General features: G+C 69.9%; 22 protein-coding genes. 14 read left to right on the top strand and 8 right to left on the bottom strand.

Features of this window, described 5'->3' with window-relative positions; translation table 11 throughout:
* Position 1 precedes the first annotated feature (1 nt).
* Together Q673_RS31030 and Q673_RS31025 are read left to right on the top strand one after the other, a co-directional pair.
* The gene (locus tag Q673_RS31030; RefSeq protein WP_023006644.1) at positions 2 to 481 is read left to right on the top strand and encodes a TRAP transporter small permease; all 480 of its coding nucleotides are present in this window, start codon (positions 2 to 4) and stop codon (positions 479 to 481) included.
* A complete protein-coding gene (locus Q673_RS31025; protein ID WP_023006643.1) occupies positions 471 to 1,793 on the top strand; it encodes a TRAP transporter large permease in 1,323 nt (440 codons plus the stop codon). Before Q673_RS31030 ends, Q673_RS31025 begins: the two co-directional genes overlap by 11 nt.
* Before the next feature lie 158 nt (positions 1,794 to 1,951).
* Here the strand turns inward: Q673_RS31025 and Q673_RS31020 are convergent, their stop codons facing one another.
* Together Q673_RS31020 and Q673_RS31015 are read right to left on the bottom strand one after the other, a co-directional pair.
* Positions 1,952 to 2,464, bottom strand: a complete 513-nt coding sequence (locus Q673_RS31020; RefSeq protein ID WP_023006642.1) for a macro domain-containing protein — start codon at positions 2,462 to 2,464, stop codon at positions 1,952 to 1,954.
* A gap of 11 nt (positions 2,465 to 2,475) precedes the next feature.
* Positions 2,476 to 3,312 carry a carbon-nitrogen hydrolase family protein gene (locus Q673_RS31015; protein WP_023006641.1) on the bottom strand — a complete coding sequence of 279 codons (837 nt, stop codon included), beginning with the start codon at positions 3,310 to 3,312 and terminating at the stop codon, positions 2,476 to 2,478.
* A 120-nt stretch (positions 3,313 to 3,432) separates the two neighbouring features.
* On the opposite strand from Q673_RS31015, the gene Q673_RS31010 reads away from it, so the two are divergent.
* From Q673_RS31010 to Q673_RS30965, 10 genes are all read left to right on the top strand, one after another.
* Positions 3,433 to 3,675, top strand: coding sequence for a DUF2798 domain-containing protein (locus tag Q673_RS31010; protein ID WP_023006640.1), 243 nt, complete (start codon positions 3,433 to 3,435; stop codon positions 3,673 to 3,675).
* A gap of 195 nt (positions 3,676 to 3,870) precedes the next feature.
* Positions 3,871 to 5,259 carry a KamA family radical SAM protein gene (locus tag Q673_RS31005; RefSeq protein ID WP_023006639.1) on the top strand — a complete coding sequence of 463 codons (1,389 nt, stop codon included), beginning with the start codon at positions 3,871 to 3,873 and terminating at the stop codon, positions 5,257 to 5,259.
* A 291-nt stretch (positions 5,260 to 5,550) separates the two neighbouring features.
* Entirely contained in the window at positions 5,551 to 6,528 is a 978-nt protein-coding gene (locus Q673_RS31000) for a TAXI family TRAP transporter solute-binding subunit (RefSeq protein ID WP_023006638.1), read from the top strand.
* A gap of 133 nt (positions 6,529 to 6,661) precedes the next feature.
* Positions 6,662 to 9,256, top strand: a complete 2,595-nt coding sequence (locus Q673_RS30995) for a TRAP transporter permease (RefSeq protein ID WP_023006637.1) — start codon at positions 6,662 to 6,664, stop codon at positions 9,254 to 9,256.
* Positions 9,257 to 9,268: 12 nt separating this feature from the next.
* A complete protein-coding gene (locus tag Q673_RS30990; protein WP_023006636.1) occupies positions 9,269 to 9,697 on the top strand; it encodes a universal stress protein in 429 nt (142 codons plus the stop codon).
* Positions 9,698 to 9,973: 276 nt separating this feature from the next.
* Entirely contained in the window at positions 9,974 to 10,801 is an 828-nt protein-coding gene (locus Q673_RS30985; RefSeq protein WP_031218413.1) for a DUF2189 domain-containing protein, read from the top strand.
* 146 nt (positions 10,802 to 10,947) lie between these two features.
* Positions 10,948 to 11,445, top strand: coding sequence for a molybdopterin-dependent oxidoreductase (locus tag Q673_RS30980; protein WP_023006634.1), 498 nt, complete (start codon positions 10,948 to 10,950; stop codon positions 11,443 to 11,445).
* Between the two features lie 27 nt (positions 11,446 to 11,472).
* The gene (locus Q673_RS30975) at positions 11,473 to 13,617 is read left to right on the top strand and encodes an ATP-binding protein (RefSeq protein WP_023006633.1); all 2,145 of its coding nucleotides are present in this window, start codon (positions 11,473 to 11,475) and stop codon (positions 13,615 to 13,617) included.
* Between the two features lie 65 nt (positions 13,618 to 13,682).
* Positions 13,683 to 14,846, top strand: a complete 1,164-nt coding sequence (nosP, locus tag Q673_RS30970) for a nitric oxide-sensing protein NosP (protein WP_023006632.1) — start codon at positions 13,683 to 13,685, stop codon at positions 14,844 to 14,846.
* Positions 14,824 to 16,164, top strand: a complete 1,341-nt coding sequence (locus Q673_RS30965) for an ATP-binding response regulator (RefSeq protein WP_023006631.1) — start codon at positions 14,824 to 14,826, stop codon at positions 16,162 to 16,164. Before nosP ends, Q673_RS30965 begins: the two co-directional genes overlap by 23 nt.
* Here Q673_RS30965 and Q673_RS30960 read toward each other — a convergent pair.
* Positions 16,137 to 16,817: a response regulator gene (locus Q673_RS30960; RefSeq protein WP_023006630.1), complete on the bottom strand. Its 681-nt coding sequence runs from the start codon at positions 16,815 to 16,817 to the stop codon at positions 16,137 to 16,139. The two genes, Q673_RS30965 and Q673_RS30960, sit on opposite strands and share 28 nt — an antisense overlap.
* 133 nt (positions 16,818 to 16,950) lie before the next feature.
* On the opposite strand from Q673_RS30960, the gene exaC reads away from it, so the two are divergent.
* Positions 16,951 to 18,471: an acetaldehyde dehydrogenase ExaC gene (gene exaC, locus Q673_RS30955; protein WP_023006629.1), complete on the top strand. Its 1,521-nt coding sequence runs from the start codon at positions 16,951 to 16,953 to the stop codon at positions 18,469 to 18,471.
* Positions 18,472 to 18,609: 138 nt separating this feature from the next.
* Complete coding sequence (gene adhP, locus Q673_RS30950; protein WP_023006628.1) at positions 18,610 to 19,635, top strand: alcohol dehydrogenase AdhP; 1,026 nt, start codon at positions 18,610 to 18,612, stop codon at positions 19,633 to 19,635.
* Between the two features lie 110 nt (positions 19,636 to 19,745).
* On the opposite strand, the gene Q673_RS30945 is transcribed toward adhP, so the two are convergent.
* The 5 genes from Q673_RS30945 to Q673_RS30930 all read right to left on the bottom strand — a co-directional run.
* Complete coding sequence (locus tag Q673_RS30945) at positions 19,746 to 20,234, bottom strand: hypothetical protein (protein WP_023006627.1); 489 nt, start codon at positions 20,232 to 20,234, stop codon at positions 19,746 to 19,748.
* Positions 20,235 to 20,321: 87 nt separating this feature from the next.
* The gene (gene dauA, locus Q673_RS30940; RefSeq protein WP_023006626.1) at positions 20,322 to 22,070 is read right to left on the bottom strand and encodes a C4-dicarboxylic acid transporter DauA; all 1,749 of its coding nucleotides are present in this window, start codon (positions 22,068 to 22,070) and stop codon (positions 20,322 to 20,324) included.
* A 164-nt stretch (positions 22,071 to 22,234) separates the two neighbouring features.
* Positions 22,235 to 22,906: a hypothetical protein gene (locus tag Q673_RS35610; protein WP_023006625.1), complete on the bottom strand. Its 672-nt coding sequence runs from the start codon at positions 22,904 to 22,906 to the stop codon at positions 22,235 to 22,237.
* Between the two features lie 92 nt (positions 22,907 to 22,998).
* Positions 22,999 to 23,712: a response regulator gene (locus Q673_RS30935; RefSeq protein ID WP_023006624.1), complete on the bottom strand. Its 714-nt coding sequence runs from the start codon at positions 23,710 to 23,712 to the stop codon at positions 22,999 to 23,001.
* Positions 23,709 to 25,065 (bottom strand): ATP-binding protein (locus tag Q673_RS30930; protein ID WP_031218408.1); only part of this gene is annotated, 1,357 nt, incomplete at its 5' end. The genes Q673_RS30930 and Q673_RS30935, both read right to left, overlap by 4 nt.

Raw genomic sequence — 25,065 nt, 5'->3', positions numbered from 1 at the left:
CATGACGCCCACCCCCGATGCCCGGCCGGAGCGCTGGCTGGCCGCCCTGGCCCTGGTGATCATCGCCCTGATCAGCCTCGGTAACGTGATCACCCGCTACATCACCGGCGGCTCGCTCGCCTTCACCGAGGAGCTCTCGGTGTTCCTGCTGGTGGTGCTGACCTTCGCCGGCGCCACCGTGGCGCTGCGCCGCAACGGCCATATCCGCATCGGCATGCTGGAGCGGGCCCTGCCCCCCGGCCCGCGGCGGGCGCTGGTGCTCCTCCAGGGTCTCTGCGGCGTGCTCCTGCTGGGGCTGATCGTCTGGTTCGGCGCCAAGCTGGCCTGGCAGGAGTACCGCTGGGAGACCACCTCGCCGGGGCTGGGGCTGCCCCAGTGGTGGTACATCGTCTGGCTGCCGCTGCTGGCGGCGGTGATGCTGGTGCGCCAGCTGCAGCAGACCCTCGACCGGCTGCGCGGGAGGCTCGACGATGAGTCCTGACCTGTGGATGCTGCTGGCCTTCGCGGGCCTGTTGATCGCCGGGGTGCCGGTGGCCTTCTCGCTGGGGCTGGCCGGGGCGGCGGGGATCCTCGCGGGGCTTTCGCCGGCGATGCTGGCGACCCTGGGCACCAACACCTACAACAGCATCGCCAAGTACCCGCTGATCGCCATCCCGCTATTCATCCTCACCGGACTGATCTTCGAGCGCTCCGGGGTGGCTCTGCGCCTGGTGCGCTTCGCCCAGGCGCTGATCGGCCCGCGCCACGGTGGCCTGGCCCTGGTGGCGGTGCTGGTGTGCATGATCATGGGCGGCATGAGCGGCTCCGGCCCGGCGGACGCCGCGGCAGTGGCCATGGTGATGCTGCCCAGCATGACCAGGGCGGGCTACCCGAAGCCCTTCTCGGCGACCCTGATCGCCGTCTCGGCCTCCACGGCGATCCTGATCCCGCCCTCGGTGGCGCTGATCCTCTACTCCATCGTGGTGCCGGGGGTCGACCTGCGCGCGCTCTTCGCCGCCGGGCTCTTCCCCGGGATCCTGGCCGGCCTGGCGCTGCTGGTGCCGGCGCTGATCGTATCGAAGCGCTATGGTTGGGAATGTCGGGGCTGGGAGGGCGGCGCATCGGTCGCCGGGGCCGAGCGACTCAGGGTGGGCGAGACCTTCAGGCAGGCGCTGCCGGCGCTGTTCGCCCCGGTGCTGATCCTCGGCGGGCTGCGCTCGGGGCTCTTCACCCCCACCGAGGCGGCGGTGGTGGCGGTGGCCTACGGCGTGGTGGTGGGGCTCTTCGTCACCCGCGAGCTCGGCGTCAAGGACCTCTGGGCGCTGTTCGGCGAGGCCGCGGTGATCTCGGGGGTGGTGATGTTGATCATCGCCCTGGCCGGCATCTTCGCCTGGGCGGGCACCATGCTCGGCACCTTCCGCCACCTGGCGGAGTGGATCATCTCGCTCTCCGACAGCGGGGTGCTGCTGCTGGTGCTGATCATGCTGGCGGTGCTGGCCGCCGGCATGCTGCTCGATGCCATCTCCATCTACCTGATCATGATGCCGATCCTGATCCCGGTGATGCAGCACTTCGAGTGGAACCCGGTCTGGTTCGGCATCCTGCTGGCGATGAACATCGCCATCGGCCAGTTCACGCCACCGGTGGCGGTGAACCTGATGGTGACCACCGAGGTGGCGAAGATCCGCCTGGAGCAGACCCTGGGCTGGGCGCTGCTCTTCGTGGTCGCCATGGCCGGCGCCCTGGCGTTGGTGGCCCTGTTCCCGGAGATCGCCCTGTGGCTGCCGCGGACCCTCGGCTACAACGTGGGGTAGGGCCCTGGTGGCGCTCTTGATGCTGCCCCGAGATCGCCCTGTAGCTGCCGCGGACCCTCGGCGACAGCGTGGGGTAGGGCCCTGGTGGCGCTCTTGATGCTGCCCCGAGATCGCCCTGTGGTTGCCGCGGACCCTCGGCTACGACGTGGGGTGGGTCGCTACCCTGCCGGCTGCTCGTCGAGCAGGCGCTGGAAGAGTGCGGCGCTCTCGGCGTCGAAGAGCACGAAGCGCACCCGCTCCAGGTGCGGGCAGCGGGGCAGGGTGGCGGACACCGTCTCCAGCGCCACCCGCGCGGCCTCCTCCAGCGGGTAGCCGAAGGCGCCCGCCGAGAGGGCCGGGAAGGCGACGCTGCGCAGCCCCTCGCGCTCGGCAAGCGCCAGGGCGTGGCGATAGCAGTCGGCCAGCAGCTCGTCGGCGGGCTCGTCGACGCCGTAGACCGGCCCCAGGCAGTGGATGACGTGGCGGTTGGGCAGGCCGAAGGCCGCGGTGATCACCGCCTCGCCGGGGCGGATCGGCGCCAGGGGGCGGCAGGCGCGGTCGAGCTCGGGGCCGGCGGCGCGGTGCAGGGCACCGGCCACGCCGCCGCCGGGGCGAAGCTGGGCATTGGCGGCGTTGACCACCGCCTCCATGTCGGGCTGATGTGCGATATCGCCCTGGACACACTCGATCATCTTGCCTCCTGTCAGGCGTCTCTAGGGCCGCGCCGCCACAGCGGCAGCCCGGCCAGGTCGTCGCGTCGGTCGGCAGCCAGCGGCAGGCGCTCCCGCGCCTCGGCCAGCGCCGCCTTCGACAGCGTCAGCCGCTGCCACCTCTCCTCCGGGCCGAAGTCCAGCGTGGGGTGAGCCTCGTCCATCAGCGGCGGGCAGAGCAGCGAATGGCCCCAGGCCTCGCCGGCGCGATTCAGGCTCAGCCACCACTGCTGATGCTCCATGGCGCGGGTGGTGACGAAGGCGTGCCAGCTGGCGAAGGAGAAGTCGCGGGTGAAGGCCACCGGGTGCAGCATCAGCTCTACCCCCTCGGCGGCCAGCCGGCCGGCAAGCGCGGGGAAGCGCAGGTCGTAGCAGAGCATCACGCCCACCCGCCAGCCGGCGATGTCCACGACCAGCAGGGACTCGCCCGGGGTGAAGTGGGGGGCCTCGTCGGAGGCGCCGAACTGGGCACAGTGCAGCTTGTCGTAGACCCCCGCCAGGGCGCCATCCGGCCCCACCAGCACCTGGCTGATATGGCGCCCCCGTTCGCCGCGACGGGCCGTGCCGTAGGCGATGGTGCAACCCAGCCGCCTTGCCAGCTCGGCGAAGCGCTCGAACACCGGCCCCTTGAGGTCGTCGTCCAGGTCCCCCAGGCAGGCGAAGGCGCCGCCGCCGTACTCCATGCTGGCAAGCTCCGGCAGCACCACCAGGTCGGGTGCCGTCTCGGCGCAGCGTGCCTCGATCTCTCGGGTGAGGCGCCCGAGCCAGGCGAGCTGGTCGCCGCGACAGCGGGTGGGCGGGATGACGGGCTGGCAGGCGAGCAACTCCATGGACGACCTCCTGGTGGCTGGCCCGACGGGGCCGGGCGACAAGAGGACGCGGGCGAAGGCCGCCACCGCTGGCGTATACTCCGGCACGTCCACTCTCGCTTCAGGCTATCAGGAGTTCCGATGTTCTTCCCGCCGCGCCTCGCGCCCCTGGTCTTCGCCGTGCTGATGTCGCTCTACATGGTGAGCCTGATGACCTTCGTGATCATCTGGGTCAACACCGGGCTTTCCGAGGGGTTCACCGGCCGCTGGTGGCGTGCCTTCTATATCGCCTGGCCGATCGCCTTCGCGCTGATCCTGGTGGGCGCACCGCGCCTTCAGCGCCTGGCGGCGATGCTGATCCGGCGGCCGCCCGGGCAGGGGTGATGACGCTCGGCAGGAGTGTTGCGGTTTCAGGTGATTTTCGTGACATTCGTTGCAAATCGGCGCAGAAAGTTGCAACCCGGGCCTCGTCCCTGTACCAATAGCCTCCCCCCGATAACCGATGCCGGCACCGCCTCCCGTGGCGGCAGCCCCGAGCCCCCTGCCCGGGCGCCGGACGCGTCAACAGGAGGAGGCGAGATGAACCAGAGCGTCAACATCGCGCTCGGCAGCCCCGCAGCCGAGGCCTTCGAGGCCCGCCAGTTCAAGGTCTACACCCACCGCCAGCTCGACAGGATCGAGGCGATCCAGAACCTGCCTGACGACCTGCGCTTCGATATGCGGGTCGTCAGCCAGGTGCTGCCGTTTCGGGTCAACGAGTACGTGATCGAGGAGCTGATCGACTGGGACAACATCCCCGAGGACCCGGTCTTCCAGCTCACCTTCCCCCAGCGTGGCATGCTGCTCCCCGAGCACTTCGAGGAGGTGGCGGAGCTGATGCGCCGTGAGGCCTCAGTCGCCGAGATGAAGCCGGTGATCGAGCGCATCCGCGCCGAGCTCAACCCCCATCCGGCGGGGCAGATGGACCTCAACCTGCCGCTGCTCGATGGCGAGCCACTGCCCGGCATGCAGCACAAGTACCGCGAGACGGTGCTGTTCTTCCCGAGCCAGGGGCAGGTGTGCCACAGCTACTGCACCTTCTGCTTCCGCTGGGCCCAATTCGTGGGCGACAAGGACCTCAAGTTCGCCTCCAACGAGGCCGACTCGCTGCACCGCTACCTGGCCGAGCACACCGAGGTCACCGACCTCTTGATGACCGGCGGCGACCCCATGGTGATGAAGGCCAAGCACCTGCGCATGTACCTGGAGGGGCTGATGGCGCCGGAGCTGGATCACGTCCAGGACATCCGCATCGGCTCCAAGAGCCTGACCTTCTGGCCCTACCGCTTCGTCACCGACCCGGACGCCGAGGATATCCTCGATCTGTTCCGCGAGCTGACGGCGGCCGGCAAGCACGTGGCCTTCATGGCGCACTTCAACCACTGGAAGGAGATGGATACCCCCATCTGCCGCGAGGCGATCCGCCGCATCCGCGCCACCGGCGCCGAGATCCGCACCCAGGCGCCCTTGCTCCGCCACATCAACGACGATGCCGACCAGTGGGCACGCATGTGGACCACCCAGGTACGCCTGGGGATGATCCCCTACTACATGTTCGTCGAGCGCGACACCGGCGCCCGCCACTACTTCGAGGTGCCGCTGGTGCGTGCCTGGGAGATCTACCGCGAGGCGATGAAGCGGGTGCCGGGCCTGGCGCGTACCGCCCGGGGGCCGTCGATGTCCGCCGATCCCGGCAAGGTGGAGATCCAGGGCGTCACCGAGATCAAGGGCGAGAAGGTCTTCGTGCTGCGTTTCATCCAGGGCCGCGACGGCGACTGGGTGCAGCGGCCCTTCTTCGCCAAGTACGACGAAGAAGCCACCTGGCTCAACCACCTGGAACCGGCGCTGGGGGAGGGCGAGTTCTTCTACGAAGCCGAGTTCGCCGCCATGAAGGATGCGAAGCAGGCGCTGATCATGAAGGCGTCGTAGGACCCGGCCTGGCGAGGCCCGTGGGTCTCGTGGCCATCGGGAGGCCGCCCCTTCCCTACTTGGGGAGGGGCGGCCTCCTTGCTGTGGTGCAGCATAAGATAAACGCCTCGTAAACGCTCGGCCTGACTAGAATGGAGAGTGAAGGTCTGCCGGTCCCTGCCCAGGCGATGCGTGGCCGGCATTACCCCGAGGAAGGATTTTTCGCTAAAGTAGGAGTGAGTGGTAAGTCAGGCGACCTGCGCGGCAGGGCCGCTGCCACTCGTCTGCCGACAACGTCAAAGAGGTGTGTTCATGAAACGCCATGCTTTCTCAGCTGCCGCCTTCACCGGCGCGCTCCTCGGCGCCGCGATGGTCGCATCGCCGGCCGTGGCCCAGGAAGAGAAGTTCATCACCATCGGGACCGGTGGCCAGACCGGCGTCTACTACGTGGTCGGCCAGTCCGTCTGCCGCCTGGTGAACCGTCTGGAAGACGCCAACATCAAGTGCAACGCGCCCTCCACCGGCGGCTCCGTGGCCAACGTCAACGGCATCAAGTCCGGTGAGCTGGACATGGGCGTGGTGCAGTCCGACGTCCAGTACCAGGCCTACAACGGCACCGGCAACTTCGAGGGCGAGGCCTACGAAGACCTGCGCGCGGTGTTCCGCGTCCATGGCGAGCCGCTGACCCTGCTGGCCCGCGCCGACTCCGGCATCGAGACCCTCGACGACCTGGAAGGCAAGCGCGTCAACATCGGCAACCCCGGCTCCGGCCAGCGCAACACCATGGAAGTGGTGATGGAAGCCAAGGGCTGGACGGAGGATACCTTCGCCCTGGCCTCGCAGCTGGATGCCGCCGAGCAGGCCGCGGCCCTGGCCGACAACAACGTCGATGCCATGGTCTATGTGGTGGGTCACCCCAACGGCTCCATCCAGGAGGCCACCACCACCGTCGACTCGCGCCTGATCCCGCTCAACGACGAGGCCATCGACGGCATCGTCGAGGAGTACCCCTACTATTCCAAGTCGGTGATCCCCGGTGGCCTCTACAAGGGCAACGACGAGGACGTCGAGACCTTCGGCGTGGCGGCCACCTTCGTGACCACCGCCGAGGCCGACGAGGAGGTCGTCTACCAGACCGTCAAGGCGATCTTCGACAACTTCGACCGCTTCACCCAGCTGCACCCGGCCTTCCAGAACCTGGATCCGGAAGAGATGGTCAGCCAGGGTCTCTCTGCGCCGCTGCACGACGGCGCCGCCCGCTACTATCGTGAGCAGGGCTGGATCGAGTGATCCGGTGATCTGAGGTGATGACACCTCGGTGAAGAATGCGCGGTCACCCGAGGGGGCCGCGCATTCTGTTTGAGGGATGCCGCCCGGCATCGCGGATGGACGACACACGTAACACTCAGGGCAGGGTACGCTTATGACCGAGGTCAACAAGAGGGCCGCCGGGCACGAGGTCGACCTGGAGGATATGGTCGCCTCCAGTGACTCCGGGGCGAGGAAGCCGGCGGGCGCGCCCGGCAAGTTGCTGGTGGGGATCGCCGCCGTCTGGTCGCTGTTCCAGTTGTGGATCGCCTCGCCGCTGCCGTTCATGCTGGGCTTCGGGGTGTTCAACGCCACCGAGTCCCGCTCCATCCACCTGGCCTTCGCGCTCTTCCTGGCGTTCATGGCCTACCCGGCGCTCAAGCGCTCGCCGCGGGACCGCATCCCCATCCAGGACTGGGTTTTCGCCGCCGTCGCCGCCTTCTGCGGCGCCTACATGTTCCTCTTCTACGAGCAGCTCGCCCAGCGCCCGGGGGCACCGATCCTGCAGGACGTGATCATCGGTGTGGTCGGCATTCTGCTGCTGCTGGAAGCTACGCGCCGGGCACTCGGCCCGCCGCTGATGATCATCGCCTCGATCTTCATCGTCTATTCGCTGGCCGGGCCCTACATGCCGGGCATCCTCTCCCACCGCGGGGTCAGCCTCTACGGCCTGGTCAACCACCAGTGGCTGACCACCCAGGGCGTGTTCGGCATCGCGCTGGGGGTCTCCACCAGCTTCGTCTTCCTGTTCGTGCTGTTCGGCGCCCTGCTCGACAAGGCCGGCGCCGGCAACTACTTCATCAAGGTCGCCTTCTCGCTGCTCGGTCACTACAAGGGCGGGCCGGCCAAGGCCGCCGTGGTGGCCTCGGGCATGACCGGCCTGATCTCCGGCTCATCCATCGCCAACGTGGTGACCACCGGCACCTTCACCGTGCCGATGATGAAACGGGTCGGCTTCTCCGCTGAGAAGGCCGGGGCGGTGGAGGTCTCCTCCTCGGTCAACGGCCAGATCATGCCGCCGGTGATGGGGGCCGCGGCCTTCCTGATGGTGGAGTACGTGGGCATCTCCTACGTGCAGGTGATCAAGCACGCCTTCCTGCCGGCGCTGATCTCCTATATCGCGCTGATCTACATCGTCCACCTCGAGGCCCTCAAGGCCGGCCTGCAGGGGCTGGAGAGCAGCAATCCGGCCAAGCCGCTGGTGCGCAAGGTGATCGGCTTCCTCGGCGGCCTGCTGCTGATGATGATCACGGCCCTCGTGGTCTACTACGGCCTGGGCTGGCTCAAGCCGGTGCTGGGCGCCGCGACCCCCTGGGTGGTCGCCGTGGGCCTGGCGGTGATCTATGTGGGGCTGCTCAAGGTCGCCTCGCACTATCCCGAGCTGGAGCTCGACGACCCGGACACCCCCATCTACAAGCTGCCCCAGACCCGGCCCACGGTGATGGTTGGCCTGCAGTTCATCCTGCCGGTGATCGTGCTGATCTGGTGCCTGATGGTGGAGCGCCTCTCCCCGGGACTCTCGGCCTTCTGGGCCACGGTGTTCATGGTCTTCATCATCCTCACCCAGCGCCCCATCACGGCGATCTTCCGCGGTCGCAGCGACATGGCGGCGGACCTCCGCGAAGGCGCTCTTGACCTGTGGAACGGCCTGGTCACCGGTGCCCGCAACATGATCGGCATCGGCATCGCCACCGCCACCGCCGGCATCATCGTCGGCGCCGTCTCCCAGACCGGCGTCGGCCTGGTGCTGGCCGACGTGGTGGAGATCCTCTCCATGGGTAACCTGATGCTGATCCTGATCTTCACCGCGGTGCTCAGCCTGATCCTCGGCATGGGCCTGCCCACCACGGCCAACTACATCGTGGTCTCGGCGTTGCTGGCCCCGGTGATCGTCCAGCTGGGCGAGCAGAACGGCCTGCTGGTGCCGCTGATCGCGGTGCACCTGTTCGTGTTCTACTTCGGCATCATGGCGGACGTCACGCCGCCGGTGGGGCTCGCCTCCTTCGCCGCGGCGGCGGTCTCGGGGGGTGATCCGATCCGCACCGGTTTCCAGGCCTTCTACTACAGCCTGCGCACCGCGGCGTTGCCGTTCCTGTTCATCTTCAACACCGACCTGCTGCTGATCGATGTCTCGCTCTTGCAGGGCATCCTGATCTTCGTGGTGGCCACCATCGCCATGCTGATCTTCGCCGCGGCGACCCAGGGCTTCATGATCACCCGCAACCGCTGGTACGAGTCGATCCTGCTGCTGCTGGTGGCCTTCACCCTGTTCCGCCCCGGCTTCTGGATGGACCAGATCCACGATCCCTACCGGGAGGTGCCGCCGGCGCAGTTCGTCGAGGCGCTGGGCGACGTCGACGAGGACAGCACCCTGCGCCTGCAGATCGCCGGCCTCGACGCCTTCGGCGACCCGATGACCACCTACATGACCCTGCCGGTGCCGGAAGGGGAGACGGGCCAGGAGCGGCTGGACAACCTGGGGCTGATGCTGCTGATCGAGGACGACAAGGCCGTCGTCGACATGGTGACCTACGGCAGCCAGGCGGCCCAGCTCGGTTTCGAGTTCGACCAGGAGATCATCCAGGTGCTGGCCCCGGTGGATCGCTGGACCAAGGAGCTGATGTGGATCCCGGCCTTCCTGGTGTTCGGCCTGATCGTAGTGTTGCAGCGTCGGCGGCGTGATCGCACGGCCGCCGCGGCGTCAGCCTGAGGAGAGAGCGTCATGTACCAGAAGATCATGTTGCCGGTGGACCTCAACGAGGAGGCCTCCTGGAAGAAGGCGCTGCCCACGGCGCTGGCCCTGTGCCACAGCTTCGGTGCCTCGCTGCATGTGGTGACGGTGCTGCCGGACTACCGCATGCCGCTGGTGGGCTCCTACTTCCCCAAGGACTTCGCCAAGAAGGCCCATAAGGCGGTCTCCGAGGCGCAGCATCGCTTCATCCAGGAGAACGTGCCCAAGGACGTGACGGTGCAGAGCGTGATCGTCGACGGCTCGCCCTGGGAGGCGATCGTCAAGGCCGCCAAGAAGCTCGAGGTGGACCTGATCGTGATGGCCTCCCACAACAAGCGCAAGTTCGCCGACTACGTGCTCGGCCCCAACGCCGAGCACGTGGTGCACCACTCGAAGGTATCGGTGATGATCGTGCGTTGAAGGCGGCGACCCCGGTCGCCGCCTTCCTTGCATCGCCATCCCGCGACGGGCCCCGACCAGGCGTCGGGGCCCGTTGCGTCGGGGCATCCGGCGTGCACCTCCCCTGCGTGAAAAAGGGCAAGCGGTATTGCCTGCAGAGTTGACCCGCATCAACTAGATTAAGGGTGTGTTAACGACGAAATGCGCCGTTAACGTGTCTCGATGGGTCGGCCGAGCCCGAACCATTCGCGCAGCGCCCGAAGTGGTCGGGCGGTAAACGGTGAAGAGAGGTGACACATGAATGCGGCAACCGCGAAAGCACGACACGCGCCGGCAGCGCCGGGCGTCAGGATCACCATCCAGCCGGTGGGGATGGACCGTCCCCGGGCCTGGCTCGCCGCCGGCATCGAGGACTTCCGGCAGGCCACCGCTGTCAGCCTGGCCTATGGCATGTTCTGGGTCGGCCTGAGCATCGCGGTCACCGTGGGCGCCGTGTACCTCGGCCTGTGGCACTGGCTGCTGCCGCTGGTGGCGGGCTTCATGTTCATCGGGCCGCTGGTCGCGGTGGGCTCCTACGGCATCAGCCGCGCCCTGGAGGCCAATCGCGCTCCCCACCTGGGCGATGCCTTCGGTGCCTGGCGTCCCCATGCTGGCCAGCTGGCGATGATGGGCGTAATGATGATGATCTTCTTCATGGCCTGGATCCGGGTGGCCACGCTGCTGTTCGCGCTCTTCTTCGGTTTCGAGGTGCCGAGCCCCGACGCCCTCTACGCGGCGCTGCTGACCACTCCCCAGGGCCTCGGCATGATCGCCGTCGGCACGGCGCTGGGCAGCGTGCTCGCCTTCGGCGCCTTCGCCATCAGCGTGGTGGCAGTCCCCACCCTGATGGACCATGACCTCACCTTCATGGAGGGCATCGAGGCCAGCGTGCGGACCGTGGCGCGCAACTTCCGCCCGATGCTGCTGTGGGCCGCCATCCTCACCGGCTGCGTGCTGGTGGGCGTGCTGACCTTCTATATCGGCCTGGCGCTGATCCTGCCGGTGCTCGGGTTCGCCAGCTGGCACGCCTATGAGGAGCTGGTGGTGGTCAAGCCCGTGGAGGAGAAGCCGGAGTTCCATGGCTGACCAGCAAGACCCTTCGATCGAGGGAAACGACCCGCGGGGGCGCCGAGGCGCCCCCGCGGCGTTTCGCCCGCGCCCATCGTCGAGCTGACCCCGCCGCCGGGATCGGTTAGGCTGGCCGCCCTAAGTTGCCTTCAAGGGTCCCTGTCATGCGCCTTTCGATCGCTGCCTTGCTGCTGGCCACGCTTCCCCTGTTCGCCGTCGCCGCGGCGCTGCCCGAGCCCGAGGGAGAGGTGCTGTTGACCGTCAGCGGCGATATTCGCCATCCCAACGTCGGTGAGGTGGCGCAGTTCGACCGTGCCATGCTCCAGGACCTGTCGCTCGTGGAGGTGTGCACCCGTACCCCCTGGCACCGCGAGCACGGCTGCTTCGAGGGCCCGCTGCTGCGTGACGTGCTGGCGGCGGCCGGGGTCGAGAGCGAGAGCGTGGTGGTCGAGGCCCTCAACGAGTACCGGGCACGGATCCCTGTGGCCGAGCTTCGACGCTACGACGTCATCCTGGCCATGCGGCGCGATGGCGAGGCGATGCCGATCCGCGAGTTCGGTCCGCTGTTCGTGCTCTATCCCTTCGATGACCACCCCGAGCTGCACAACGAGGCGGTGCGCTTCCGCTCGGTGTGGCAAGTCGCCGAGATCCATGCGCCCTGAGGGAGCGCCGGCCAGGGACGCGGTGCCATGCTGAAGCTGCCGCTGCGCCTGCGGCTAGGGGCCATCAGTGCCCTGGTGCTGTTCGCCGCCGCCCTGGTGGTGGTGGGGCTGGTCTCCTGGCGCCAGGACAGCCTGGCCGGGAGCGTGGGTGGCGACGCGGTATGGCACGCCTACAAGCTCGACCGCGATACCGTGCAGATGCGCAGCTATCTGGCCCAGCCGGACGCCAGCCTCTCCGGCCTGCGCCTGCGCTTCGAGCTCTTCTACAGCCGCCTGACCCTGCTGCGCCAGGGCGACGTGACCGAGCTGATGGCCCGGATCCCGGCCGCGGTGGCGCTGATCGACGAGATCGAGGCGCGTATCGAGGCACTCGATGCGGCCATCAGCGGGCTCACCGCCCTCGACGCGGAGGCACAGGAATCCCTGGAGCAACGCCTGGAGGCGCTGGGCAACCGCACCGAGCGGCTGGTGATCGCCATCAACGGCCACCTGGCCGAGAGCACCACTCACGAGCGGCGCCAGCTGCAGCGCCTCTACGGCCTGCTGCTGGTGCTGATCCTGGCGATGAGCTTCTCCGCCCTACTGGTGGCGATAATGCTGTTCCGCGAGGCGAGCGACAACGCGGCCGCCCGCCGCGACCTCGAGACCCTGAGCCGGGAGCTGCAGGCCACCGCGCGGCGTGCCGAGATGGCCAGCCAGGCCAAGTCCGAGTTCCTGGCCACGGTGAGCCACGAGATCCGCACGCCCCTGAACGGGGTGATCGGCATGAGCGACCTGCTGCTGGAGGAGCCCCTCGAAGGGCGCGCCCGGGAGTACGCCGCCACCATCCATGACAGCGCCGGCCTGCTGCTGGGGCTGATCAACGACCTGCTCGACTTCTCCAAGATCGAGTCCGGACGGCTCGAGCTGGAGTTCCAGCCGCTGGCCCTGGCCGAGCTGGTAGAGGGCGTAGTGACGATCTTCGCCGCCCGTGCCGAGGCGCGCGGCCTGCGTCTCGTGTCCCGCATCGCCCCGGAGCTGCCGACCCACGTGATGGGCGACGCGGCGCGACTGCGCCAGGTGCTGCTCAACCTGGTGGCCAACGCGGTGAAGTTCACCGCCGAGGGCGAGGTGAGGCTGACGGCCGCCGTCGGTGCCGACGGCAGCCTGTGCCTCGAGGTGCGCGACAGCGGCTGTGGCATCCCCCTCGAGCAGCGCGAGCGCATCTTCGAGCCCTTCCGCCAGGGGGATGCCTCCACCGCGCGTCGCTTCGGCGGCACCGGGCTGGGGCTGGCGATCTCGCGGCGCCTGGTGGAGGCCATGGGCGGGGGCATCGAGCTGGAGAGCGAGCCCGGGGTGGGCAGCCGTTTCCGCTGCCGGCTGCCGCTGGTGGCGGCCGCCGTGCCGCCTTCGGCCGGGGAGGGCGTCGCGGCCCCGCGGCGAGGTGCCCCCCGTGTCGGCCGGGTGCTGGTGGTGGAGGACAACCCCGTCAACCAGCGGGTCGCCCTGGCGATGCTCGAGCGGCAGGGGTGCCGGGTCGCGCTGGCCGAGTCCGGGGAGGACGCGCTGGCCCGGGTGGCGCGGGAGCGTTTCGACCTGATCTTCATGGATATCCAGATGCCCGGCATGGATGGCCTCGAGGTGACCCGGCGCCTGCGGGCGCGGCACGGCTGGCTCTCCCGGGTGCCGGTGGTGGCAATGACCGCCGGCGGCCCGGAGGGCGAGCAGGCGCGCTGCCTGGCCGCCGGGATGAACGGCTACATCGCCAAGCCGCTGCTGCAGGGGCCGCTGCGCGAGGTGCTCAGGCGCCACCTAGGCGGCGACGAGGCGTCCGGGACACTCGCGTCCGGGGTGGGGCAGGAAACGCTGGTCGACCCGCTGATCCTCCATGGCCTGCGGACCTCGCTGGGGGAGGAGGGGCTGGCGCCGATGACCGCCCTCTACCGTGACCAGGCAGGGACGCACCTCGAGGCGCTGGCGACCGCCCGCCGGGCCGGTGACGCCGGCCGCGCCCGCCAGGCGGCTCACCAGCTCAAGGGGGAGTCCGCGAGCCTCGGGGCGGTCAAGGTGGCCGGCCTCGCCGCCCGGATCGAGCGCCTGGCGGTCGACGGCGACCTCGCGGCGGCCGACGCCGTCATCGCGGAGCTGCGTCGCTGCCTCGCCGCCACCCTGGCCCGGCTCGAGGCGGCCTGACCGGGCGTTGTGGCGGCGCCGCGCCCCGGCCTACACTGGGCCTTCGCCCGCCACCGGAGCCGAGGATGCGCCCTGACACCCCGCCGCCGCCCGCGGCCGCCCCCCTGTGTCGCGCGGTCTCGCGCCATGCCGACCCCGAGGCCGCCGTGGCCGAGCTGGGCGAGGCGCTCGCCCACCCCGCGCTCGGCGGCGTGCTCTTCTTCTGCAGCGCCGACTATCCGCTGGAGGGCCTGTCGCGGGCCCTGCGGCACACCTTCGGCGAGCTGCCGGTGGTGGGCTGCACCACCGCCGGCGAGATCAGCCCGAGCGGCTACGAGCGCGGCTGCATCGTCGCCATCGGCTTCGCGCGGGAGGACTTCGCCGTCGCCACCGCCCTGGTGGCCGACCTCGACCGCTTCGACCTGCTCGCCGCCCAGCGTCTGGTGGACGACCTGCTGGAACGCTGTCGTCCTGACGCCCCGGCGGGCGCCGAGCGCTTCGCCCTGACCCTGCTCGACGGCCTCTCCAGCCGCGAGGAGCAGGTGCTGGCCACCCTGGAGGCGGCGCTGGGGCGCATCCCCGGCTTCGGTGGCTCCGCCGGCGACGACAACCGCCTCACCCGCACCCATGTCTACGCCGAGGGGCGCTTCCACTCCCAGGCGGCGGTGGTGGTGATGGTGGCGACCGCGCTCCCCTTCGAGGTCTTCACCACCCACCACCTGCGCCCGCTGGACCACAAGCTGGTGGTGACCCGGGCCGACAGCGCGACGCGCCGGGTGCTCGAGCTCAACGCCCTGCCCGCCGCCGAGGAGTATGCGCGCCTGGTCGGCGTGCCGGTGGCGGCGCTGGACGCCGAGGCCTTCGCCCTGCACCCGCTGGCGGTGCGCATCGCCGATGCCCACTACGTGCGCTCGGTGCAGCGGGTCAATCCGGACGGCAGCCTGAGCTTCTATTGCGCGGTGGAGACCGGCATCGTGCTCACCGCCATGCATCCTGCGCCCATGCTCGAGCAGCTGGAGGCGGTCCTCGCCGGCCTGGCCGGCCGCCTCGGTGACCCGGTCCTGGTGATCGGCTGCGACTGCTTCCTGCGCCGCCTGGAGCTGGAGAGCCGCGGCGACCTGGCGGCGGCCTCGCGGCTGCTGGCCCGGGGCAGGGTGATCGGCTTCAACACTTACGGTGAGCAGCACCATGGCATGCACCTCAACCAGACCTTCACCGGAGTGGCCATTGGATCCGCGCCGCCCGCCTGAGCCCGGCGCCTCCGCCGAGGCGCTGGCCGCCGAGAACGACCGGTTGCGCCGCATCTGCGCCGCCCTGATCGAGCGCGTGGAGGCGGGCGGCGTGCCCCATGGCGGCCCCTACGGCGCCTTCGAGCACTCGGTGCTGCTCGCCGAGCAGGTGCGCGAGCGCACCGAGACCCTGCAGCGCACCCTGGCGGCCCTGGAGCGCTCCCGCGCCGAGGCGGAGGCCGCCAACCTCTCCAAGACCAAGTTCCTCGCCGCGGTCAGCCACGACCTGCTGCAGCCGCTCAATGCCGCACGGCTCTTCGCCAGCGCCCTGGAGGGCCAGGCTCTGCCCGCCTCGTCGCGGCGCCTGGTGGGTAGCATCGGACGCTCGCTGAAGGACGTCGAGTCGCTGATCGGCAGCCTGGTGGACATCTCGCGGCTCGATGCCGGGGTGCTCAGGCCGGACGTGGCCAGCTTCCCTGCCGAGGAGCTGCTCGGGGTGCTGGCCGAGGAGTATCGCCAGCTGGCCGCCAGCCGCGGCCTCGAGCTGCGCTATGTGCCGACCCGGGCGGTGATCGCCTCCGACCTGGCGCTGCTGGCGCGGGTGGTGCGCAACTTCCTGAGCAATGCGATCCGCTATACCCAGTCGGGACGGGTGCTGCTCGGCTGCCGCCGTCGTTCCGAGGGGCTCGAGATCCTGGTCGGCGATACCGGGCCGGGCATCGCCCCGGCCCAGCAGCGGCTGATCTTCGAGGAGTTCCGTCGCCTCGGAACGGCCGAGGAGGGCGACAACCGCGGCCTGGGTCTGGGGCTGGCCATCGTCGAGCGCATCGGCGGCATGCTCGGCCACCCGCTCGGGCTGGTCTCGCGGCCCGGGCACGGTGCGCTGTTCTCGGTCACCGTGCCCTACGGCGAGCGCGCCGCCCCCGGGGCGGCCGTGCGCGACGAGGCGCCGGAGCCCCTCGCGGGGGCGCGGGTCTGGGTGATCGACAACGACGCCGATATCCGCGACGGCATGGCGGCGCTGCTCGGCGGCTGGGGGTGCCGGGTGGCGTGCGCCGCCTCCCCGGAGGAACTCTCGGGGCCGGCGCCGGCGGCGCTGCTGGTGGACTACCATCTCGGCGAACGGCGCCCCGACGGGCTGGCGGTGGCCCGGCGGCTGCGCGAGCGCCATCCCGGGCTGCCGGTGGTGGTGATCACCGCCAACCACGATGCCGCCCTCAAGGCACATATCCGCGAGGCAGGCTTCGAGTGCCTGCTCAAGCCGCTCAAGCCATTGCGCCTGCGCCTGCTGCTGGGGGCGCTGCTGGAGGCTCAGCGACCGCGGCGTTCGGCCCGGTAGGCGGCGAGGTCCAGCTGGTCGGCGAGCAGCACCGCCTGCACCCGGCTCTTCACCCCCAGGCGACGCAGGATCGCCGAGACATGGGTCTTCACCGTGGTCTCGGCGATGTCGAGCTCGCGGGCGATGCCCTTGTTGGAGGCGCCGCGGTGCAGGCGCTCGAGCACCTCGAGCTGCTTGTCGGTGAGGCGCGCCAGGCGCGTCTCCAGGGAGGCGGGCAGCGAGCGGTCGGTAGCTGGGGCAGGGGACGGGGGCCGGCGCATCACCTGGGGCGGCAGGTAGAGGTCGCCCTCCAGGATGCGTTCGAGGGCCGCCAGCAGGTCCTCCCGGGGCGTCGACTTGGGGATATAGCCCACCGCGCCGAGCTCGATCGCCTCGAGCACGGTGCGCCGGTCCTGCTCGGCGGAGAGGATCGCCACCGGCAGCCCGGGCAGGGCCTGGCGCAGTCGCGCCAGGCCCTCGAGGCCGGCGGCATCGGGGAGTCCCAGGTCGAGCAGCAGCAGGTCGAGGTCGGCCTCGAGCCGTTCGGCCAGCTGCATGGCCTGGGCCAGGCTGTCGGCCTCCAGCAGCCGGCTCTCCGGCAGGCCGGCGGCGATCACCGCGGCGATCGCCTCGCGGAACAGCGGGTGGTCGTCAGCGACCATCAGGGTGGTCATGGGGCTCTCCTGTCCTGGCCCTCCTACCAAGGGAGGAGGGCGTCTCATGCCACCGGAGTATGTCCCAGATCGTGGTGGCGACCAAGACTGGAGAGGCATAGCGATCATAACCACAACACTCAGGAGCCATGCCATGATCTACGCCAATCCCGGCGAGTCCGGTGCCGTCATCACCTTCGAGCAGCGCTACGGCAACTACATCGGTGGCGAGTTCGTGCCGCCGGTGAAGGGCGAGTACTTCGACAACGTCAGCCCGGTCAACGGCCAGGTGTTCTGCCAGATCCCGCGCTCCACCGCCGAGGACATCGACAAGGCGCTGGACGCCGCCCACGCCGCCGCCCCCGCCTGGGGCAAGACCTCCGCCACCGAACGTTCCAACATCCTGCTCAGGATCGCCGACCGCATCGAGCAGAACCTCGAGATGCTGGCCGTGGCCGAGACCTGGGACAACGGCAAGGCGGTGCGCGAGACCCTCAACGCCGACCTGCCGCTGGCCGTCGACCACTTCCGCTACTTCGCCGGCTGCATCCGCGCCCAGGAGGGCACCGCCGCCGACATCGACGCCAACACCGTCGCCTACCACTTCCACGAGCCGCTGGGCGTGGTGGGACAGATCATCCCCTGGAACTTCCCGCTGCTGATGGCCGTATGGAAGCTGGCACCGGCGCTGGCCGCGGGCAACTGTGTGGTGCTCAAGCCCGCCGAGCAGACCCCGGCCTCGATCCTCGAACTGATGAAGCTGGTCGGCGACCTGCTGCCGCCGGGGGTGGTCAACATCGTCAACGGCTATGGCGCCGAGGCCGGCCAGGCACTGGCCACCAGCAAGCGTATCGCCAAGATCGCCTTTACCGGCTCCACCCCGGTGGGCGCGCATATCCTCAAGTGTGCTGCCGACAACATCATACCCTCCACGGTAGAGCTGGGCGGCAAGTCGCCGAATATCTACTTTGCCGACATCATGAACGCCGAGCCGGAGTTCATCGACAAGGCCGCCGAGGGCCTGGTACTGGCCTTCTTCAACCAGGGCGAGGTGTGTACCTGTCCATCCCGGGCGTTGATCCAGGAGTCGATGTACGACGCCTTCATGGCCAAGGTCATGGAGAAGGTGGGTCAGATCACCCGCGGTAACCCGCTGGATACCGATGTCCAGGTCGGCGCTCAGGCCTCCCAGGAGCAGTTCGACAAGATCATGTCCTACATGGAGATCGCCCGGGAGGAGGGCGCCGAGTTCCTCACCGGTGGCAACAAGGAGAGCCTGGATCCGAGCATCGACAAGGGCTTCTATATTCAGCCGACCCTGCTCAAGGGCCACAACAAGATGCGCGTCTTCCAGGAGGAGATCTTCGGCCCGGTTGTCGCCGTGACCACCTTCAAGGACGAGGCTGAGGCGCTGGCCATCGCCAACGACACCGAGTTCGGCCTGGGCGCCGGGGTGTGGAGCCGTGATATCAATGTCGCTTTCCGCATGGGCCGCGGCATCCAGGCCGGCCGGGTGTGGACCAACTGCTATCACCAGTATCCGGCCCACGCCGCCTTCGGCGGCTACAAGAAGTCCGGTGTCGGTCGCGAGACCCACAAGGTGGCCCTCGAGCACTACCAGCAGACCAAGAACCTGCTGGTCAGCTATGACATCAATCCTCTGGGCTTCTTCTGAAGCCTCTGGCCGCTCGGTTGTTTTTCTGAGCGGCCCCCCAACGCCAAGAAGAGCGGTTGCATCGCTTCACTTGCTTCCCCTGGCGAGCATGAAGCAAAGGTGCAGCGTCAGGCTGCCCGCCAATCGAGGAGATATACAATGGATAACACGATGAAAGCTGCCGTGGTGCGAAAGTTCGGTGAGCCGCTGGCCATCGAAGAGGTCGCGACACCCCGGCCGCAGCAGGGGGAAATCCTGGTGAAGGTGGCCGCTTCCGGCGTCTGCCATACCGACCTGCACGCCGCCCACGGGGACTGGCCGGTCAAGCCCAATCCGCCCTTTATCCCCGGCCATGAGGGCGTGGGCCACGTGGTGGCAGTGGGGGCGGGCGTCTCCCATGTCAAGGAAGGCGACCGCGTCGGTGTGCCCTGGCTCTATTCCGCCTGCGGCCACTGCGAGCACTGTCTCGGCGGCTGGGAGACCCTGTGCGAATCGCAGCAGAACACCGGCTACTCGGTCAACGGGGGCTTCGCCGACTATACCCTGGCCGATGCCGGCTACGTCGGGCGGCTGCCGGATAGCGTCGGCTTCCTGGAGATCGCGCCGGTACTGTGTGCCGGGGTCACCGTCTACAAGGGGCTGAAGATGACCGATGCCCGTCCCGGTCAGTGGGTGGTGATCTCAGGCATCGGCGGCCTCGGGCATATGGCGGTGCAGTACGCTCGCGCCATGGGCTTCAACGTGGCCGCGGTGGACGTCGATGACGCCAAGCTGGCCCATGCCGAGCGGCTGGGAGCGGCGGTCACCGTCAACGCCTTGAAGACCGACCCCGCGGCCTATCTGAAGCGCGAGATCGGCGGCGCCCACGGCGCGCTGGTCACGGCGGTGTCGCCCCAGGCCTTCGACCAGGCCCAGCGCATGCTGCGCCGCGGCGGTACCCTGGTGCTCAATGGGTTGCCACCCGGCGATTTCCCGCTGCCGATCTTCGACACCGTGCTCAACGGCATCACCGTACGCGGCTCCATCGTTGGAACCCGCCAGGATCTGCAGGAAGCGCTGGACTTCGCCGGCGAGGGCAAGGTCAAGGCCACGGTGTCCACCGATCGCCTCGACAACATCAACGCGGTCTTCCAGCGCATGATCGACGGCAAGATCGAGGGCCGCGTGGTGCTCGACATGGCCTGAGTCACGCCATCCGGGAGGAAGCCAAGGGGCGCGACAACCGTCGCGCCCCTTCTTTACGGCTTCTACGGCCCGCGCGACTCGGCGGCGCCCACCTGTCAGACCCGGGAGTTTCACCGCGGTGCGTCTGCTGCGCCCTCGACCTCCTGCAGAAGCCGGCCCAGGCGCACGCCCAGGGCCAGCTCCTCCTCGTCGCCAAAAAGGCGGTGGCGTAGCCGGCCGTGGGCGTCGATCAACAGCGTGGTGGGGGTGCCCTCCAGCGCCCAGGCGCGCAGCGTGCGTGGCCGAGGGTCACCGTCGGCGCTAGCGGCGTCGATGGCCACCGGGAAGGTGTAGCGGTACTCGGCCAGAAACGCCCCCAGCGCCAGGGGCGTCATCGCCTCGTGGTGCTCGAACACGCTGTGCAGCCCCACCACCGTCAGCGGGGCGTCGACCAGCAGTCGCGCCACCCGCTGGGCCTGTGGCAGGCCGTGCATGACGCAGCCCGGGCACAGCATCTGGAAGACGTGGACCATCACCACCCGGCCACGCAGCATGCCCAGGGTCAGCGGCGTGTCGCAGTTGAGCCAGCGGCTTACCTGCCAGTCGGGCAGTGCGGTCATGGGCTAGCCTCGTCAGCGATCGATAGCTTCGTTTCACTATGGACGAGGCGGCGCCCCGGCGCCATGCGGTGTTGGCCACGGGCGGTATCAGCACGAGCCGTCGGCGGCGGCCAGCCAGCGCTCGGCGAGTCGCCGTCCCCGGGGCAGGCCCCGTACCACGGCCAGGCAACCGGCTTCACGCCGCAGCCCGGCGCGACGCAGCTTGAGCACCAGGCGCGCCGGCAGTCCCACGAAGACCAGGCCGATGCCCTCTGCCTCGAGCTCCTCGGCCAGCGTCTGCAGGGCGACGATGGCGGTGGCGTCGAGGCTCGGCACGTCGCGCATGTCGAGCAGTATTACGCGGATCTCCGGGTCCACCACCCGCAGCGAGGAGACCGCCTTCTCGGCGGCGCCGAAGAACAGCGGGCCGTCGATATCGTAGAGCGCTACCCCGGCCGGCAGGTCGCCGGGGCCCGCCTCGCGTGGCGCGTCCAGCCGCCGCGTGCGGGTCACCTCGGCCATGCGGCGGATGAAGAGCGCCGCCGCCAGGCCCATGCCTACCGCCACGGCCAGCACCATGTCGAAGACCACCGTCAGGGCGAAGCAGATCACCAGGATCGCCGCGTCGCTGGCCGGGGCGCTTCTCAGCGTATGCACGAAGTGGCGCGCCTCGCTCATGTTCCAGGCGATGATGAAGAGCAGCGCGGCGAGTGCCGCCATGGGCACCAGGGCCAGCACGCCCGCCAGCAGTACCACCGCCAGCAGCACCACCAGGGCGTGGACCACCGCGGCGACCGGCGAGACGGCGCCGCTGCGGATATTGGTGGCGGTGCGTGCCAGGGCGGCGGTGGCGGTGATGCCGCCGAAGAAGGGCGCGGCGATGTTGCCCAGCCCCTGGCCCAGCAGCTCGGCGTTGGGGTCGTGGCGGGTGCGGGTCAGCCCGTCGGCCACCACCGCGCAGAGCAGTGATTCGATGGCCCCCAGCATGGCGATGGCCAGTGCCGGGCCGAGCAGCTCGCGGATCAGCGCGAAGTCCACCGTCAGCGGGCTGCCGTCGGGGCCCGGCAGCTGCCAGGGCAGCACCAGGCTCGGCGCGAAGGGCGGGATGCCGCTGCCGCTCTCGCCCTGTAGGCTCCAGCTGAAGCGCGAGGCGATGGTGTCCACCTCCACGCCCAGGGGCGTCACGGCCAGCGCCGCCAGGGTGCCCACGGCGAGCCCCACCAGCGGCGCGGGGATCGGCAGGCGCAGGCGTGGCCACAGGACCAGGGTGGCCAGCGTCACCAGGCCGACGCCCAGCTCGGCGGGGTCGAGGGTCGCCAGCGCCCCGCCGATGGTGGCGGCATTGCCCAGGGTGCTCTCGCCGAGGGCCACCTCGAGGCCCAGGAAGTCGGGGAGCTGCAGCAGGGCGATGACCACGGCGATGCCGGCGGTGAAGCCCAGCACCACGGGGTAGGGCACGAACTGGATCAGGCTGCCGAGCCGCGCCAGACCCAGCGCCACCAGGATTAGCCCGGCCATCAGGGTGGCGATCAAGAGCCCGCCGATGCCGTGGCTGGCGACGATGGGGAAGAGGATCACCACGAAGGCGGCGGTGGGGCCGGAGACGTTGAAGCGCGAACCGCCGGTGAGGGCGATGATGGCGCCGGCGACGATGGCGGTGTAGAGGCCGTGCTGGGGCGGCACGCCGGTGGCGATGGCCAGCGCCATGGAGAGGGGCACGGCGACGATGCCGATGGTCAGGCCGGCGAGCAGGTCGCGGCGCAGCTCGGCCAGGCCGTACCCCCGGCGCCAGGTGGCCAGCAGGGCGCTGCCGGGCAGGGGAAGGCGGTAGCCGGCGTCATCGGAGGCGCGTGACATGGCAACTCCTTTGCTTGCTAAAGAGCGGGCCCATGACGTTACGCCGCCGCCGACGCCGCCGCAAGGCGGCCAAGGTCGCAGCCGGGGCGTGTCGCAGCAAAGACGCAGACGACGACGCCCGGCACGGGGCCGGGCGTCGCGAGTGGCGGAGGGGGAGGAGTGGGTCAGTCGGCGCGGCCCTGGCTGTCGCCCTTGCCGCCCTTGGGCCCCTTGCCGTAGGCCTCGCGGGCGGTCTGGCGCATCTCCTCGAGCTGCTCCTCAGTCAGCAGCTCACCCAGCGCGGCCTGGTGCTCGTCGCGCAGGGCCTGGAAGGCCTCGCGGCGCGCCTCGCGGGAATCGAAGTCGCGGTCGCGCAGCTCGGCCATCGCCGCGTAGTGCTCCCGGCGCAGCTCGCCGAGGGCCTCGCGCTCCTCCTCGGAGAGGTCCCAGCCGTCGACCATCTCGGTCATGCGCCGCTGCAGGGAGGTGGCGCGGCGCTGATGCCGTTCGGCCTGGTACTCCTGGTGCATCTCCAGGCGCGCCGCCTTCAGGGCCTCGCGCTGCTCATCGCTGAGCAGCGCGTTCATGCGCTCGCGATGCTCCCGGCGCAGCTCGGCCATGGCCTCGCGGTGCTCGCGGCTGGCGCTCTCCAGGGCCTCGCGGGTCGCGGCGTCGATGCCGGCGCGCTCGAAGAGGGCGGCGCGCCGCTCGGCCTGATGCTCGGCGCGGGCCTCGAGCCACTGCTCGCGGGTCTCGGCGCCCTCACCGGGCGCCGCGGTGGCCGTGAGTGCCACGGGGGCGATGGCCAGGGCGAGCAGGGCGGCGGCCAGCGTCTTGCGGGGGAATCGGTTCTGCATGGGGAAGCTCCTTGGGCCTCGGGTTGACGACTGTCACTCTGCGCCGCCGGCGTGCAAGGTTGGTGCAGCGACGGTGCAACGAGGGTGCAGGTTCACGCCTCTGGCTGGTACTTGTAGCCGACGCCGTAGACCGAACGGATCACCTCGCGTTCGGGCCATACCTCGCTGATCTTGCGGCGCAGCTTCTTGACGTGGCTGTCCACGGTGCGCTCGGAGACGATGCGGTGATCGCGGTACATGTGATCCATCAGCTGGTCGCGGGAGAAGATGCGTCCCGGAGCGTGCATCATCACCTTGAGCAGCTGGAACTCCACGGCGGTCAGGCCGAGGTCGTGGCCATCGGCCAGGGCCCGCCAGCCCTCCTCGTCGAGTACCAGGTTGCTGCCGGCAGGGTCGGGCTCGCCGGCCAGCTGGCTGCGGCGCAGCACCGCCTTGACCCGGGCCACCACCTCGCGGGGGCTGAACGGCTTGCAGATGTAGTCGTCGGCGCCCAGCTCCAGGCCCAGCAGGCGGTCCACCTCCTCGACCCGGGCGGTGAGCATGATCACCGGCAGGGCCGGCCAGCGCTGGCGGATCTCGCGGCACAGGGTCAGGCCGTCGGTGCCGGGCAGCATCAGGTCGAGCAGCACCAGCGCCGGCCCCTCGCCGGCCTGCCGGGTCTCCTCCAGCCAGGGGATGACGGCATCGCCGTGGTCTAGGTGATGCGGCTCGAAGCCGCTGCCGGCCAGGTAGTCGGCCACCAGGCGGGCGATCTTGGGTTCGTCTTCGACGATCAGGATGCGCGGCGGCCGTTCGGTGTGGGTCATGGGGTCTCCTCCCTGAGCGTGGCGTCATCGAGTGGGGGAAAGCGCAGGCTCCAGCGTAGCCCACCCAGCGGCGAGGCGGCGGCCGTCATCTCGCCGCCGTGGGCCTTGACCAGGGCGGTGGCGATGGAGAGCCCCAGGCCGCTGCCGCCACTGGCGCGGCTGCGCGAGCCCTCGACCCGGTAGAGCCGCTCGGTGAGCCGCGGCAGCACCGCGGCGGGCACCCCGGGAGCGCTGTCCTCCCAGGTGACCACCGGGCCACCGGCGTTGCGGGCGAGGACCACGCGCAGCCGGCCGGGGGCCCGGGTATAGGCGCAGGTGTTGTCGAGCAGGTTGCTCCACAACTGGCGCAGGCGGCTGGCGTCGCCGCGGATCCAGGCCGGCCCCTGGATCGCCTGCTCCAGGGCGATGCCGCTGTCGTCGAGCCAGCCGCCGGCCTCCTCCAGCCGCTGGGACAGGCTCTCGGCCAGGTCGAGGGGGGCGAGCTGGACCTCCAGGGCCCCGGCGTCGCTCTGGGAGAGCAGGCGCAGATCGGCCACCAGGCGCTCCAGCTGCCCGACCTCCTGGGAGAGGGAGTGCAGGCTGTCCTGGTCCAGCTCGCGGATGCCGTCCTGCATCGCCTCGATCTCGCCGCGCAGCACGGAGAGCGGGGTGCGCAGCTCGTGGGCGATGTCGGAGACCCAGCGGCTGCGTGCCTCGCGGCTCGCTTCCAGAGTGGCGGCGAGTACATTGAAGTCGCGTGAGAGGCGCGAGAGTTCGTCGCGGCCGCGTTCCGTCAGGCGGGTGCCGTAGTCGCCCTCGGTGAGCCGGCGGGTGGCCAGCGCCATGCCGCGGGTGCGTCGTCCCAGCCACCAGGAGAGGCCGCCGGCGAGCAGCAACGAGGCCAGGCCGAGGGCGCCGATGATGATCCCCAGGTTGCGCTGCTGGCGGCTGAGGAAGATGCGCTCCATGCGCGCCATCAGCTGTTCCGGGGGGCGATAGCCCAGGGTGCCGACGCGCTCGCCCTGATGCTCGATGGGCAGCCAGCGCAGGGTGGCCGCCTCCTCGTCGTCATCCGGCGGCAGGCCGATCACCGGCAGCCCCGTGCCGTCGTGGAGCACGAAGTCCCTGGGGTCGCCGAGCTGGCGCTCGATGCCCACCGGCGCCGGGCCGGCGCCCGGCCACAGCTGGCGGCGCACCAGGCGGTGCCAGGCGCGCGGCGACTCGCGCAGCCACTGCCAGTCGCCGCGGCGTGCCCACTCCTCGGCGAGCCCGGCGGCCAGGGTCTCGGCGCGCTGGGTCTGGGTCTGATCGAGGTAGTCGATGAAGCCCTGGTCCAGGCTGCGCGACACCCCTAGCCCGGATATTGCACCGGAA

The sequence above is a fragment of the Halomonas sp. PBN3 genome, assembly GCF_000475415.1.
Classification (GTDB): domain Bacteria; phylum Pseudomonadota; class Gammaproteobacteria; order Pseudomonadales; family Halomonadaceae; genus Halomonas; species Halomonas shengliensis.
This window is presented reverse-complemented; position numbering and strand designations above follow the sequence as displayed.